The following is a 14,297-nucleotide window of genomic DNA, read 5'->3' on the forward strand; positions in this document are numbered from 1 at the left end:
CTCCAATCGCCATGGCGATAAGACATATCATATGAATAGTATGAAGAATAGAAAATCGTTCAGCACGGCACGCACGTCACGGGTTGCCGTGGCGGTTTCCAGCGGCTCCACCGCGCTGCACGCCACCGTTGTCGAGCAGATCGGCTTGCGCATCGTGCAAGGCGACTTCCTGCCCGGCGAGGCCCTGCCCAATGCCGACGATTCCAGCGAGATGCTGGGGGTCAGCCGCACGGTGCTGCGCGAGGCGATCAAGGTGCTGGCCGGCAAGGGGCTGGTCGAATCGCGGCCAAAGACCGGAACGCGGGTGCGACCGCGTTCCGACTGGAATTTCCTCGACCCCGACGTCCTGTCCTGGCGCTATGCCGGCGGTGTCAGCGCCGAGGATGTGCGGGCGCTGTTCGAATTGCGCCGCGCCATCGAGCCGATGTCGGCAGCCCTCGCCGCGCGGCGTGCAACGCCGGCACAGATCGCCGAGATCCATGCGGCACTAGCCGAAATGGAAGCAGTCAGCGATGACGGCGACCGCTTCGCCAAGCCCGATTTGGTGTTCCACCAGACCATCCTGCGCATGACCGGCAACGAGTTGATCGGCTCGCTGGCGGCGCTGGTCGAGACCGCATTGGTAATGAGCTTTCGCCTTTCCAACGACAATCCGGAAGGCCAGCGCCATTCCTTGCCGCTGCACCGGGAAGTGGCCGAGAAGATTGCCGCCGGCGACGCCGCCGGGGCGCAAAAGGCGCTGCTGGTGCTCATCGACAATGCGGAGGACGACGTGCGCCGCAGCGTCGAGAACCGCAACAAACGCCGCAACGACCGGGGCCAGCAATCGTGACCGAAACCAAACGTAAACTGCGGTCCGAAGCCTGGTTCGGCGGTGAGGGCAAGAATGCCTTCATGCACCGCAGCTGGATGAAGAACCAGGGCATTCCCGCAGACGCTTTCGACGGCCACCCGGTGATCGGCATCTGCAACACCTGGTCGGAACTGACCCCGTGCAATGCGCATTTGCGGGCGCTGGCAGACCACGTCAAACGTGGCGTCTACGAGGCCGGCGGCCTGCCGCTGGAATTCCCGGTCATGTCGCTGGGCGAAAGCAACATGCGCCCGACCGCCATGCTGTTTCGCAACCTCGCCAGCATGGATGTCGAGGAATCCATCCGTGGCAATCCGATCGATGGCGTCATCCTGCTGGTCGGCTGCGACAAGACCACGCCGGCGCTCTTGATGGGAGCTGCCTCGTGCAACCTGCCGACGATCGCCGTCTCCGGCGGGCCGATGCTCAACGGCAAGTTCCGTGGACAGGATATCGGCTCGGGCACGCATGTCTGGAAATTCGCCGAGGAGGTCAAGGCCGGGCGCATGCCGGTTGCCGACTTCCTCGCCGCCGAGCAGGGCCAGAGCCGGTCGGCGGGCAGCTGCATGACGATGGGCACCGCTTCGACCATGGCAAGCATGGTGGAAGCGCTCGGCATCGGCATGCCGGACAACGCCGCGATCCCCGCCGTGGATTCGCGCCGTGGCGTGCTCGCCCAGCTGGCCGGACGCCAGATCGTCGATCTCGTCCGCCGCGACGTGACGATTTCGCAGATCCTCACCAGGCAGGCCTTCGAGAACGCCATTCGCGTCAACGGCGCGATCGGCGGTTCGACCAATGCGGTGCTGCATCTGATCGCCATCGCCAACCGGGTTGGTGTCGATCTCAGCCTCGATGACTGGGACCGCCTTGGCCGCGACGTTCCGACCATTGTCGACCTGATGCCGTCGGGCCGGTTCCTGATGGAAGATTTCTACTATGCCGGGGGGCTAGCTGCGGTCATGGCGTCGCTTGATGAAGTGGGGCTTCTTCATCGCGACGCCATGACCGTCAGCGCCAAGACCATCGGTGAACTGATCGACGGTGCGCCCAACTACAACCGTGAGGTCATCCGGCCGCTGAGCGAGCCGCTGACCAAGGAGGGCGGCATTTCGATCCTGCGCGGCAATCTGGCGCCCAACGGAGCGGTCATCAAGCCGTCCGCGGCAACACCCGAGCTGATGCAGCATCGCGGCAGGGCCGTCGTCTTCGAGAATATCGAGCACTACTACGCCCGCATCGACGATCCGGAACTGGATATCGATGCCTCCTCGGTGATGGTGCTGAAGAACTGCGGGCCGCGCGGCTATCCCGGGATGGCCGAGGTCGGCAACATGCCGCTGCCGGCCAAGCTGCTTAGAGAAGGCGTCTCCGACATGGTGCGCATTTCGGACGCGCGCATGAGCGGCACGGCCTACGGTACGGTGGTGCTGCATGTGGCGCCCGAAGCCGCGGCAGGTGGCACGCTTGCCCTGGTGCGTGACGGTGATCTCATCGAGCTCGACGTTGCCGGCCGTCGTCTCGAGCTTTTGGTGTCGGATGAAGAGTTGGCCATCCGCCGCCGTGACTGGAAGCCCCCGACGCCACCGCTGGGCGGCTACCAGAGCCTCTATGTCGAGCGCGTGCTGCAGGCCGACAAGGGCTGCGACTTCGACTTTCTCGTCGGCCGGCGCGATGCCGGCGTCCCCCGGCATTCCCACTAGAGAGGCGCGCGATGACGGATCAGATCGGCAGCTACGCGACCTATCCCAGCCTCAAGGGCCGCAGCGTGTTCATTACCGGCGGCGGAAGCGGCATCGGCGAAAGCCTGGTGCGCCATTTCTGTGCGCAAGGCAGCCGCGTCGCCTTCGCCGATCTGGCCGAGGAGCCTTCGCGGCGCCTGGTCGATGCGATCGTGACCGAGGGGCATGCCGCGCCGCTGTTCATTCCCTGCGACCTGCGCAATGTCGAGCAGTTGCAGGCGGCGACCGCGGAGGCGATGCAGCACAACGGCCCGATCCAGGTGCTTTGCAACAATGCCGGCAATGACGACCGCCACCAGACCAAGGACGTGACGGTGGCGTATTGGGACGACCGCATGGCGGTCAATCTGCGCCACCAGTTCTTCGCGGCCCAGGCAGTGCGCCCGCAGATGAGCGCGCAGGGCGGCGGCTCGATCATCAATTTCGGCTCCATCACCTGGATGGTCGGCGATCCCGATTGCCCCGCCTATGTGACCGCCAAGGCGGCGGTGTACGGCATGACGCGGGCGCTGGCCCGCGAACTCGGCCCCGAGCGCATCCGCGTCAACTGCATGGTGCCGGGCTGGGTGATGACCGAGCGCCAGATGAGCCTGTGGCTGAACCCGGCCGGCGAACGCCAGATCGACGAGAGGCAGTGCCTGCCCGACCGGCTGCAGCCTTCCGACATCGCGCGCATGGCGCTGTTCCTCGCCGCCGACGACAGCCGCATGTGCACGAGCCAGCAGTTCATCGTCGATGCTGGCTGGGTGTGACCGGTACAGCCTCAAAGGAAGAAGGGTATTTCATGCGTCTGGTACAGTACACAACGCCCGATGGCGGCAGGCGGGTCGGCCGGGTTTCCGATGACGGCAACCGCCTGCATCCGCTCGACAAAACCAGCACCGTGCTGGAACTCGCCGAAGCGGCGATTGCCCAGGGTGCATCGATCACGGCCCTGGTCGAGAAGCGGACGGGTGCGGCCACGGTCGACTATGGCGAACTGCTGCGCGATGGCCGCGTGCTCGCCCCCGTCGACCACCCGGAGCCGGCACGCTTCCTGGTCACCGGCACCGGCCTGACCCACACCGGAAGTGCCGCCGCGCGCGACAAGATGCATGTGCTGACCCATGGCGAGGACGCCGAGGAATCGGATTCGCTGAAGATCTTCCGCATGGGCCTGGAAGGCGGCAAGCCCGGCGCCGGCAAGATCGGAATCCAGCCCGAATGGTTCTTCAAGGGTGTCGGCACCTGTGTCGTGCCGCCCGGCGCCGATCTGCCCATGCCGGCTTTCGCACGCGCCGGTGCCGAGGAGGCCGAGATCGTCGGGCTCTACCTCAATGGGCCTGATGGCCGCCCCTATCGCATCGGCTATGCGCTCGGCAATGAATATTCCGACCATGTGACGGAGGCCGAGAACTACCTCTATCTCGCCCACTCCAAACTCCGCTCCTGCTCGATCGGCCCGGAGCTTTTGATCGGCGACCTGCCCGAAGAAGTGCGCGGCCATTCCCGCATCCTGCGCGACGGCGCGGTCATCTGGGAACAGGAATTCCTGTCGGGCGAAGCGCACATGTCGCACTCGATCGCCAATCTCGAACATTTCCATTTCCGCTACCCCATGCACCGCAGGGCGGGCGACCTGCACGCCTATTTCTTCGGGGCGGCGGTGATGAGCTACGCCTCCGGTATCAAGACGGCTTCCGGCGACGAGTATGAAATCCAGGCACAGGCATTCGGCAAGCCGCTGCGCAACCGGATGGTGTCGGTGCCGGACGAGGGACTGGTCGCCGTCACCCAGCTGTGACGGCAAAAGCCCCGGAAATTACGGTCCACCAGAACGACAATGGGAGATTAAAAATGGGACTGAAGAAAGCATTTCTGAGATTAGCGACAATCGGGCTCGGCATCGGCCTGATGACATCGGCGGCGCTGGCCGCGAACCTTCGCGTGCTGGCCTGGGACGGCTATGCCGACCCGGACTGGGTGAAAGACTTCACCGCCGCCACCGGCATCGGCGTCGACGTCGTCTTCATCGGCAGCGATGACGAGATCTGGGCCAAGATCAAAGGCAGCGAAGGGCAGGACTTTGATGTCTTCGCCGTCAACACCGCCCAGTTGCAGCGCTACATCAAGGCTGATCTGGTATCGCCGATCGACATCACGAAACTGCCGAACCAGAAGGACGTGCTGCCGCGCTTCCGCGATCTGTCGCAGGTCAGCGGCGACACCAAGGACGGCAAGGTCTACGGCATTCCGTTCTGCTTCGATTCCATCGGGCTGATCTACGACACGGACAAGGTCAAGCCGGCGCCGACCTCGATGTCGGTGCTGTGGGATCCGGCCTACAAGGGCAAGATCCTCGCCTATGACAATGGCGAGCACAATTTCTCCTTCACCGCGCTGACGCTCGGCTACAAGGATCCGTTCAACCTCAATGCGGAGCAGATGGCGGCGGTCAAGGCCAAGCTGGTCGAACTCAAGCGCAATGTGCTGAGCTTCTACACCACCGCCGACGAGGCGCAGCAGATATACCAGAACAATGACGTCGCCCTGATCTGGGCCAATTACGGCCAGCAGCAGGTCAAGGCGTTGCAGAAGATCGGCGCCCATGTCGCCTACGTCAACCCGAGCGAAGGCGCGCTTGCCTGGCTCGACAACTGGGTGATCTCCAAGGGTGTCCGCGACAATGCGGCGGCCGAGAAGTGGATCGACTTCATGCTGAGCAAGAAGATCGGCGGCGAGCTTTCCGAGCGTACCGGCTTCGGCAACACCGTGGTCGAGTCGAGCAGCGCCGGCGGCAACGACAAGCTGGTCTGGCTCAACAATGTCGAGGATCCGCTCAAGCGTTCGGACATGTGGAATGAGGTCAAGGCGACGCCCTGATCTTTTCCGCGCCTGACCTCGAAGGACCCGGCGGTCCGGACGTTCCGGACCGCCGAAGCGTATGCGAGAATATTCCATGAACCAGAACACCGACCTCTTGACGCTGCGGTCCGTCTCGAAATCCTACGGCACGGTTCCCGTGCTGCACGACATCGACCTGTCGATCCGGGACGGTGAGTTCCTCACCGTTCTTGGACCGTCGGGTTCGGGCAAGACCACGGTCCTGCGGCTGATCGGCGGGCTGGAGCCGCTGACCGCCGGCGAAATCCGGCTGGACGGCCAGGAGATCAGCCGCATGCCGATCAACAAGCGGCCGTTCAACACCGTGTTCCAGGACTATGCGCTGTTCCCGCATATGACCGTCTCCGGTAATGTCGGCTACGGGCTTTCGGTGCGCCATATCAAGCGCAAGGAGATCGCAAGCCGTGTGTCGCAAGCCCTCGAACTTGTGCAGCTCGGACGTTTCGCCGACCGCTTTCCGGCGCAGCTTTCCGGCGGCCAGCGCCAGCGTGTCGCGCTCGCCCGGGCGCTGATCTGCCAGCCGCGCCTGATCCTGCTCGACGAGCCTTTGGCGGCACTCGATCTCGAACTGCGCCGGCAGATGCAGGAATTCCTGAAATCCATCCAGCGCGAGATCAAAACCACCTTCCTGTTCGTCACCCATGACCAGGAAGAAGCGATCGGCATGGCCGATCGGATCTGCGTCATGCAGGCCGGCCATATCCGCCAGCTCGGCACGCCGCATGAGCTCTACTACAAGCCAAATTGCGAGTTCGTGGCGCGCTTCTTCGGCGAGAACAACCTGGTGGCCGGAAAGCTCGGTCCCGTGCAGGGCGAGCAGCGGCCGATCGAGACCGCGCTTGGCCGCCTGGTCTGCTCGGTCAGCGGCCAGCCGCATCTCAAGGCCGCCGCCGACGGCGCCAGCGCCTTCGCGGCGTTCCGTCCCGAAGCCTTGCGTCTTGCTGATGCCAATGATGGCGACAACCGCTTTTCCGGCGTCATCGCCGATCTGGCCTTTGCCGGCTCGTCGACGGTTGCCACGATCATGGCGGGCGCGGACAACGCCGCTCAGCGCCTGCGGTTGCGCATGCCGAGTCGGATCGACGGCAGTATTTTGAAATCAGGCGAGACGGTCTCGCTTTGCTTTGCGCCGCATGAAGGCCATCTGGTGCTGGCATGAGCGGAGCCGGGTCGACACAGGCGGCGGAACGGCGATTGTCGCGGCTGGTGACGGTGCTGGCCTTCGCCTTGCCGGTGATCTTCGTCCTCGTGCCGCTGGCGATCTTCCTCGTCTACAGCTTCTTCAGCGTCGACCAGGGCACGATCGTCCATGCACCGACGCTCGGCAACTATGTCAGGTTCTTCACCGACCCGATCTTTCTGCCGGTGTTCTGGAACACCATCGTGCTGTGCGTGTCGGTGGCGGTGATCTGCATCCTGCTCGCCTATCCCGCCGCCTATTTCCTGACGACGCTGAAAGGACGGTGGCGCTACGCCTTGCTGATGCTGCTCCTGGTGCCGCTGCTGATGAGCTACGTCATCAAGATCTATGCGATCCGCAGCATCCTCGGCCTCAACGGCTTCCTCAACAAGGCGCTCGTGGCGCTCGGCATCCTGGATCAGCCGTCGACGCTTTTTGTCTTCAACATGAACGCTATCCTTTTGACGCTGAGCCTGCTTTTGATCCCCTTCGCCATCCTGCCGATCTTCCTCTCGCTGGAGCGGATTCCGCAGACCTTGCTGCGTGCCTCGGACGATCTGGGCGCCAGCAGCCTGCAGACGTTCCTGCGCATCACCTTGCCGCTCAGCCTGCCCGGCGTCGCCTCGGCGGCGAGTTTCGTCTTCGTGCTGGCGATCGGCGATTTCCTGACGCCGCAGATGGTCGGCGGGATCAGCGGCTTCACCTTCGGCCGCATCCTCTACAGCCAGTTCGGCACCGCCTATAACTGGCCGTTCGGCGCGGCGCTGTCGGTGGCGCTTGCGATCGTGGTGATCGCCGCCATCCTCATCGGTGAACGGTTCGGACGCAGCCGGGGGACGTCGGTATGAGTGCGCTGCCCCGGCCGTCCACCATCTTCCTGGCCGCGATCACGTCACTGGTCGCGGTGCTGCTCTACAGCCCGCTGTTCGTGCCGATCGTGTCGTCGTTCTTCATCGTTTCACATGGCAATGTCGACTGGTCGTCGCCGACCCTTTCGACCTATGTGGCGCTGGCGGGGAACCACGACATCCTGGCCGCCCTGCGCACCACGCTGGTCGTCGGCGTCTGCACCGTAATCCTGTCGGTGGTCAGCGGGACGCTGCTGGCGCTCTACTATCACGGCCGCCGCTCAGGCCGTTCGGTTCTGCAATTCATCATCTTCCTGCCATTCCTGATGCCGCCGATCATCAGCGGCCTGGCGCTGCTGATCTTCTTCCGCGAGATCGGCCTCGAACGCTCGCTGCTGACCGTCGTCATCGGCCACACGGTCTTCGTGCTGGCGATCGTCTATCGCACCGTGCTGATGCGGCTGCAGTCGATGAGCCGCACGCTGGTCGAGGCCTCCTACGATCTCGGTGCCAGCGGCTGGCAGACCTTCTGGCGCGTCATCCTGCCGAACCTGTCGAGCGCCATGGTCGGCGGCGCCATCCTGGCCTTCGCTCTGTCGTTCGACGAGACGATGATCACCATCCTGGTCACCGGCACGCAAAGCACGCTGCCGGTCAGGCTGTGGGCGATGATGCGGCTTGGCTTCTCGCCCGACATCAACGCGCTGGTGGCGCTGATCCTGATGTTCACTGTCCTGCTCTGCGTGCTCGCCGCCCGTTTTCTCATTCCCAGGCAGATGGCGACGGAACGGAATTGAGGTTTAAGCCAGGATGATCATCCGGCAGAAGCAGCCGGGCCGAGATCGAAGACTCGTCCTGGATTGAGGATGTTCTTCGGATCAAGTGCCGACTTCAGCCGCCGCATCGCATTGATTTCGGCGTCGCTGCGCACCAGATGCAGCCACTGCTTCTTGTCGAGGCCGATGCCATGCTCGGCCGACACGCCGCCTCCGGCCGCCGCCACGCCGCGATAGATGATGCCATAGGCCGCCGCCGGATCCTTGGTCAGGACCTGATAGTGCAGGTTGCCGTCGCCGAGATGGCCAAAGACATAGATGTCGGCGCCGGGATCGACAGCATGGATGGCGGCATCCGCTTCCTGCAGGAAGGCTCCCATGCGCGCCAGCGGGATGCTGATGTCGACGCCGATCAGGCCCTTGATCGAAAACAGGACGCGGTTGGCGTCTTCGCGCACATCCCAGAGCGTGCGGAATTCGCGCGGCGATTGCGAGATGACGACATCGTCGACGACGCCGTCCTCGACCGCCTGCATCAGAACCTCGGCGAAGCGCTCGCTATCGCGGTCCGGCTCGCTGCCCTGGATTTCGGCCAGCACATAGACGGGTGAGCCAGCAGGCAACGGCGCCGGCATGGCCATGCTGGCAACCATGACGTCATAGAGCGGCGCGAAGTTGACCTCATAGGCGGACAGAAGCGGGCCGAGCTTTTGCCGCAGCAGCCCAAGCAAGGCGATCGCCGCATCGAGCGAAGGCAGCGCGCAGAAGGCGTTCACCTCGGAGGCAGGCTTCGGATGCAGCCTGAGCGCGGCGCGGGTGACGACGCCAAGCGTCCCTTCCGCGCCGATGAAAAGCTGGCTTAGATCATAGCCGGAATTGTCCTTGGGCAGGCCCTTCAGCGAGGACAGCACACTGCCATCGGCCAGCACCGCTTCCAGCCCCAGCACCTGCGCCCGGTACATGCCATAACGCAGCACGCGGATGCCGCCGGCATTGGTGGCGATGTTGCCGCCGACCGTGGCCGAACCGCGCGCGCCGATATCGACGCCGAACATCAGCCCGGCGCCGTCGGCCGCCTCCTGCACCGCCTGCAGCGTGGCGCCGGCTTCGGCGACAATACTGGCGGCTTGGATGTCCGGCGCGGCAAGGCCGTTCATCCGCTCCAGCGACAGCACGATCTCGCCCGACTGGACGCGTGTGCCGCCGGCCAGCCCGGTGCGCCCGCCCTGGATGACGACCGGCTGACAGAGAGCGTTGCAGCCAGCGAGTGCTGCCGCCACGCCAACGGTATCGCGCGGACGCAGCACCACTTCGGGCAGCAAGCCAAGCTTGCCGTCGGGATCGTCGCGGTAGCGCTGGTCGACATCAGAGCCGGCGAGCACGCCGCCCGCGCCCAGCCGATCGCCAAGCGCGGACAGAAGTCGTTGCGTTTCAGGCGACATCGGGCTCAGGCGCCCGTGTGGCAAAACGCGTCATCCGCATACACCGACCGGACGGCCCGATGGGTAGCCTTGTTCAACACGCTCGCATCCTTCAATTGCAGCCGGCCGATCCTATTCGTGATCGCATGCCGTGCAAGCGATATCGGCATCGATCGCGAGAGCCGAGATTGATGCCGGAAGGACCGCGCAGCTCACTGAAGCTTGGCCTGCAGGGCGTTGACGTCGTCGGTGGTCATTTCACCATCGGTGGTCACCTTGCCGTCGACGATCTTCCACAGCCGGAACGGGCCGGTGATGTCGCCGAACTTGTCGAAGGCGACCGGTCCGATGACGCCTTCGTAACGGATCGGCTTGCCATCCTTGATCAGGCCGAGCGCCTTGGCGAACTCCTCCTTGCCGGCATAGATCGGCGTGCCGGCGGGATCGACCGCCTTGTACATGGCGTCCTTGATCTTGGCTGGGTCCTCGGAGCCGGCAATGGCGATGGCCAGGCCGACGATGGCGCCGGCATCATAGGAGCGGTCGGCCGCCGGGTTCGACGGTTCGATGCCGGAGAATGCCTTGTAGTTCTTGGTGAAATACTCGGTCGATGCGGTAGGGCTGGTGCCGGAGGACGTGCCATAGGCATCCTTCAGATAATCAGCGCCGACGGAGTCGATGAAGTCGGGGCTGTTCATGCCGTCATTCAGCAGGAACTTCTGCACGCCGCCCTGGGAAATCCAGGTGCGGGCAACGGTGGCGCCATCGACCGGCGTGCTGACGAGATAGAGACCGTCCGGCTCGCCTCCCATCGCCGCGGTGACCTCGGAGGCATAGCTCGATTGCTTCTCATTGTAGGGCGTGTCGGAGACGATGGTGCCGCCTAGCGCTTTGTAGGCACGCGAGAATTCTGCCACCATGTTGACGCCGAAGTCGTTGTTGACGTGGATGATCGCCAGCTTCTTGAAGCCCTTGTCGATGGCGTATTTGGCGGCGGCCACGCCCTGCAGCGCATCCGAGGTGATGGTGCGGAAGAAGATGCCGTTGGTCTTGCCGTCGCGACCGAGTGTCGTCAGCGTCGGCGAGGATGACGCCGGCGAGACCTGGACGATCTTGGCCGGAGCGGTGACCGAGGTCAGGATCGGAATCGACACCGAGGAAATGATACCGCCGATGATGACCGGCACCTTCTTGACCTGGACCAGCTGGGTCGCGGCGTCGACCGCGATGTTGCCCTGGCTCTGGCTGTCACGGGTATCGGTGACGAGATCGCAGCCGCGCACCCCGCCGGCATCGTTGATGTCGCGGAAGGCCATCTCGACCGACTTGGCGCCGGCCTGGCCATATTCGCCGGCCGGACCGGTCAGTTCCATGACGAGGCCGACGGTGATCTTGCAGTCGGCGGCCTGCGCAGCACCGGCAATCGTGACAAGAGCAAGCGCGGTGGTGAGTTGGAGTATCGTCTTTCTCATTGTTGTTCCCCTTGAGTTACACGAACTGATTTGACGTCTGGAAAGTCTCAGTGTTCCGGCACCTGCAGCCAGGTTTCATGCAGATGCCGCCATTGGACGCCATTGGGCGCCGATGAACTGGTGGTGAAAACGGCACTAGACTGGCGGCGGCTATGCCTGCCGCCACGCGACTGCGCCTCGACGTAGAGGACGACGATCGTATCGCCATCCTGCCATCCGGGCTTGATGTCTTCGATCGAAATGGCGAAGCCGTCGTCGCAAGTGGCGCGGCTGGAGCGCACATGGTTGATCACGGCATCGCGGTCGAGGATCTGGCCGCCTGGTGCGATCATGGTCAAGCCTTCGCCCATGACTGCTTCGAAGCGGCCGAAATCCACTTTGTCGGCCCGCGCGGCGACGAACCAGTCGACGAAAAAGCGGTGCAGGTCGGTGATCTCGGCGCTAGCCTGCGAAAACAGCCTGTCGTCCATGGTTTCACACCCGGCCCGCGTTCAGATTGTAATGCATGATCGAGCCGTGGCGGCCGTGGCGGTCACGCTCCAGCGTGTAGACGTCCCCCTCAAGGCCGGTGCCCCGCGCGATGGCGGCGGCAATCCGTGCCCGGTCATCGGCGTCGAGTGCGACATTCATGATCTCCGCATTGGCCAGCGCGTGCGCCTGGTTGCGGGCGCCGACGATGACGGCGGCCACTTGCGGCCGCTCCAGCACCCAGGCGCTGGCTATCGTGGCGATGTCGACGCCGTGGCGGTCGCCGACGGTCTTAAGCACCTGGAGCAGTTGCTGGAACAGGTCCCAGCCGCCGAAATCATCGATGATCAGCTTGTACTTGACCAGCGAGCGGTTTTCGAGCGGCGTGACAGGTTCGGCCACGCCAAGCCATCTGTCGCTAAGGAAGCCGCCGGCTACAGATCCGTAGCACAGGAAACTGACATCGTTTTTCTCGGCAAGTGCCGCGAGGCTGTTCGCCGGACGCTGGTCGAGCACCGAATATTGCAGCTGCTGGCTGACCAGCGGAATGCCGGCGGCCAGGATTTCGGCGAGCCGTGGCGTGTCGAAATTGGTGGTGCCGAGATTGCGCACCTTGCCCTCGCGCCGAAGCTCCTCGAGCCAGCCCATCGCCTCGACGTAGCCGGCCATCGCATAATCCCACCAGTGGAACTGGACGAGATCGAGCCGCTCGGTCTTCAGCCGCCGCAGCGACTGGTCGACGATGCCCCTGATATAATCGCGGCTGATGTTGGCCAGCCGTTCCAGATCAGGCACTAGCTTGGTGTGCACCTTCATTTTGGCCGCCGCATCGAGGCCGCGTTCATTGGCCAGCCGCAACCGCGCGGCGCCGATCAGTTCCTCGACGCCTGTGTAAATATCGGCGCAGTCATAGGTCCAAATCCCGGCATCGAAGGTGGCGATCAGGTCGGTCACCGCTTGGCTCCGATCAATGGCGCCATGGCCGCCGGCCAGTTGCCAGCCGCCTCGTATGACACGTGAGACGGTATAGCCGGGGCTGAGCTCGAAGGCCTTGGCGGTCATGTCCGGTCATTCTCCTTCGGCAGCGGTACGGCCGTGGTTTCGGCATGGCTGAACCGCCGCTTGGCCAGCCTGACGATCCGCAACCGGCTGGCGCAATTGGGATCGGGACAAGCGATCTCGGCGTCCGAGGTCATCCAGTCGTTCCGGTGGGTCGGGCGCTGTTTCGCCGCCAGCAGCGGCAGCACCGCGGCGAGCGAATAGATCGAAAAACCCTGCCCCGCTGGCATCGACAGCATCTCGCCCTTGAGCTCGAAATAATCGCCGGCCTTGGCGCCGCAGTAGATCGGTTTGCCCTCGGGGATGACCGCCTCGACGCGAAGATCGAAGAGCTCGAAACTGTCGTCGCGTTCAGCCATTCAACCCTCCACCAGGCTAAAGGTGATTTCGCAGGCGCCGTTACGCCGGATCACCCCACACGCGGCGGCGAATTGATCGCGCTCCTCGGCAAGCACCTGCGCCACCACGCTGCCGGCCAGCCAGCCGATCGGGAACAGAAGCCGAGCACCCTGCCCGTAGAACAGGCCGATGTCGAAGATGGCATTGGGATTGCCGCCCCATATGCGTGGCGGCACGTAGGACAGCACGATGTCGCCCGGCTGCGGCGTCAGCGTCGCGTTCTCCGCCGGCAAGGGCTTGGCATAGGTTTGGCCTTCAAGATCGGCGGCGGGAACCGGACAGGAAATCTCCGGTCCCGTCCACATCGCGTGGATGCCGGGGACGACGCGTGGCGTGGCCAGATACGCCGTGAGAAAGGCGGCGTTTTCCGGCGCTTTCCCGGGCAACAGGAGCGCGGTGACGGAAAGCTTCGAACGAGGCTCGCTGATCCTGATGGAGGTCATGTCTGGCCTTTCGCGGCGGCGGATTGCAGCTTGTTCCGCAGGAAGGTGAAGGGCCGGCTGATGTCGGCGGCCAGCGCCTCGCGCGCCGCCGGCGCGTCCTGCGTGGTCAGCGCCTCGACGATACGGCGGTGATACTGGGCGGTGTCGACCTCGCCGGCCTCCGAGAAGGCGTAGATGGCGACGCGGATGCAAGGACCTGATTGCAGCCACAGGCTCTCGATCATCGGGATGAGCACGGCCGAGCCGCAGGATCGGTAGATCTCGAAGTGAAAACTCTGGTTGAGCGTCACTTCTCGGTCGACATCCTTCTTGTGTTTCGGCGCCCGCATCTCGTCCCATTCACCGAGAATGGTTTCGATGGCGGCGATCTGGCGCGGCCCCATGCGCGCCGCGGCAAGTGCGATCGCCTCGCCCTCGATCAGGACGCGGGCACGCAAAAGATCGTCGAGACGTTCCAGCGTGATCGGCGGCACGCGCACCGAGCGGTTGGGCAGCGCCTCCAGCGCCTTTTCCGTGATCAGTCGGCCGAGCGCCTCGCGCACCGGCATGGTCGAGGTGACCAGCGCATCGGCCAGACCGCGGATGGTCAGCACCTGGCTTGGCTCGAACAGGCCGCCGATCAGCGCGCGCCGGAGTTCGGAATAGACGCGATCCTGCACAGTCTCACGGCCGACCGGCGCGAGCTGGGCCGCGATCGCCTCGTTGTTCTTTCCGACAGCAGCCTTTTGCATGGAATTCCGTTCTCGGCGGGTT

General features: G+C 64.2%; 15 protein-coding genes. 8 read left to right on the forward strand and 7 right to left on the reverse strand.

Annotation, left to right across the window (positions count from 1 at the left end):
- Positions 1–40: 40 nt before the first annotated feature.
- The 8 genes from EN804_RS21815 (at position 41) to EN804_RS21850 (ending at position 8,303) form a co-directional block, all read left to right on the forward strand.
- Positions 41–832, forward strand: a complete 792-nt coding sequence (locus EN804_RS21815; protein ID WP_189524545.1) for a FadR/GntR family transcriptional regulator — start codon at positions 41–43, stop codon at positions 830–832.
- On the forward strand, positions 829–2,556 hold the full coding sequence (locus tag EN804_RS21820; protein ID WP_135921349.1) for an IlvD/Edd family dehydratase: 1,728 nt from the start codon (positions 829–831) through the stop codon (positions 2,554–2,556). Before EN804_RS21815 ends, EN804_RS21820 begins: the two co-directional genes overlap by 4 nt.
- 11 nt (positions 2,557–2,567) lie before the next feature.
- Positions 2,568–3,347: an SDR family oxidoreductase gene (locus tag EN804_RS21825; protein ID WP_135865110.1), complete on the forward strand. Its 780-nt coding sequence runs from the start codon at positions 2,568–2,570 to the stop codon at positions 3,345–3,347.
- Positions 3,348–3,379: 32 nt separating this feature from the next.
- Entirely contained in the window at positions 3,380–4,378 is a 999-nt protein-coding gene (gene araD1 / locus EN804_RS21830) for an AraD1 family protein (RefSeq protein ID WP_127870555.1), read from the forward strand.
- A 53-nt stretch (positions 4,379–4,431) separates the two neighbouring features.
- Positions 4,432–5,457 carry an ABC transporter substrate-binding protein gene (locus tag EN804_RS21835; protein ID WP_127279053.1) on the forward strand — a complete coding sequence of 342 codons (1,026 nt, stop codon included), beginning with the start codon at positions 4,432–4,434 and terminating at the stop codon, positions 5,455–5,457.
- Between the two features lie 76 nt (positions 5,458–5,533).
- Positions 5,534–6,637, forward strand: coding sequence for an ABC transporter ATP-binding protein (locus EN804_RS21840; RefSeq protein ID WP_127279052.1), 1,104 nt, complete (start codon positions 5,534–5,536; stop codon positions 6,635–6,637).
- Complete coding sequence (locus EN804_RS21845) at positions 6,634–7,506, forward strand: ABC transporter permease (RefSeq protein ID WP_127279051.1); 873 nt, start codon at positions 6,634–6,636, stop codon at positions 7,504–7,506. Before EN804_RS21840 ends, EN804_RS21845 begins: the two co-directional genes overlap by 4 nt.
- Entirely contained in the window at positions 7,503–8,303 is an 801-nt protein-coding gene (locus tag EN804_RS21850) for an ABC transporter permease (protein WP_127279050.1), read from the forward strand. The genes EN804_RS21845 and EN804_RS21850 overlap by 4 nt, the downstream gene beginning before the upstream one ends.
- 17 nt (positions 8,304–8,320) lie before the next feature.
- Here EN804_RS21850 and EN804_RS21855 read toward each other — a convergent pair whose 3' ends face one another.
- From EN804_RS21855 to EN804_RS21885, 7 genes are all read right to left on the reverse strand, one after another.
- Positions 8,321–9,724 (reverse strand): FAD-binding oxidoreductase, encoded by a 1,404-nt coding sequence (locus tag EN804_RS21855; RefSeq protein WP_135921350.1) that lies wholly within the window; start codon positions 9,722–9,724, stop codon positions 8,321–8,323.
- Between the two features lie 191 nt (positions 9,725–9,915).
- Positions 9,916–11,175, reverse strand: a complete 1,260-nt coding sequence (locus tag EN804_RS21860) for an ABC transporter substrate-binding protein (RefSeq protein WP_135881684.1) — start codon at positions 11,173–11,175, stop codon at positions 9,916–9,918.
- Between the two features lie 47 nt (positions 11,176–11,222).
- A complete protein-coding gene (locus tag EN804_RS21865; protein WP_135881685.1) occupies positions 11,223–11,645 on the reverse strand; it encodes a DUF4440 domain-containing protein in 423 nt (140 codons plus the stop codon).
- Between the two features lie 4 nt (positions 11,646–11,649).
- Positions 11,650–12,705, reverse strand: coding sequence for an aldo/keto reductase (locus EN804_RS21870; RefSeq protein ID WP_135881686.1), 1,056 nt, complete (start codon positions 12,703–12,705; stop codon positions 11,650–11,652).
- Positions 12,702–13,061 (reverse strand): TIGR04076 family protein, encoded by a 360-nt coding sequence (locus EN804_RS21875; RefSeq protein ID WP_127280858.1) that lies wholly within the window; start codon positions 13,059–13,061, stop codon positions 12,702–12,704. Before EN804_RS21875 ends, EN804_RS21870 begins: the two co-directional genes overlap by 4 nt.
- Complete coding sequence (locus tag EN804_RS21880; protein ID WP_135881687.1) at positions 13,062–13,544, reverse strand: DUF3830 family protein; 483 nt, start codon at positions 13,542–13,544, stop codon at positions 13,062–13,064. It abuts the gene before it with no gap.
- Complete coding sequence (locus tag EN804_RS21885) at positions 13,541–14,275, reverse strand: GntR family transcriptional regulator (protein WP_135881688.1); 735 nt, start codon at positions 14,273–14,275, stop codon at positions 13,541–13,543. Before EN804_RS21885 ends, EN804_RS21880 begins: the two co-directional genes overlap by 4 nt.
- Positions 14,276–14,297: the final 22 nt, after the last annotated feature.

Origin of the sequence: Mesorhizobium sp. M8A.F.Ca.ET.161.01.1.1, assembly GCF_004792105.1 — a bacterium.
Lineage (GTDB): Bacteria > Pseudomonadota > Alphaproteobacteria > Rhizobiales > Rhizobiaceae > Mesorhizobium.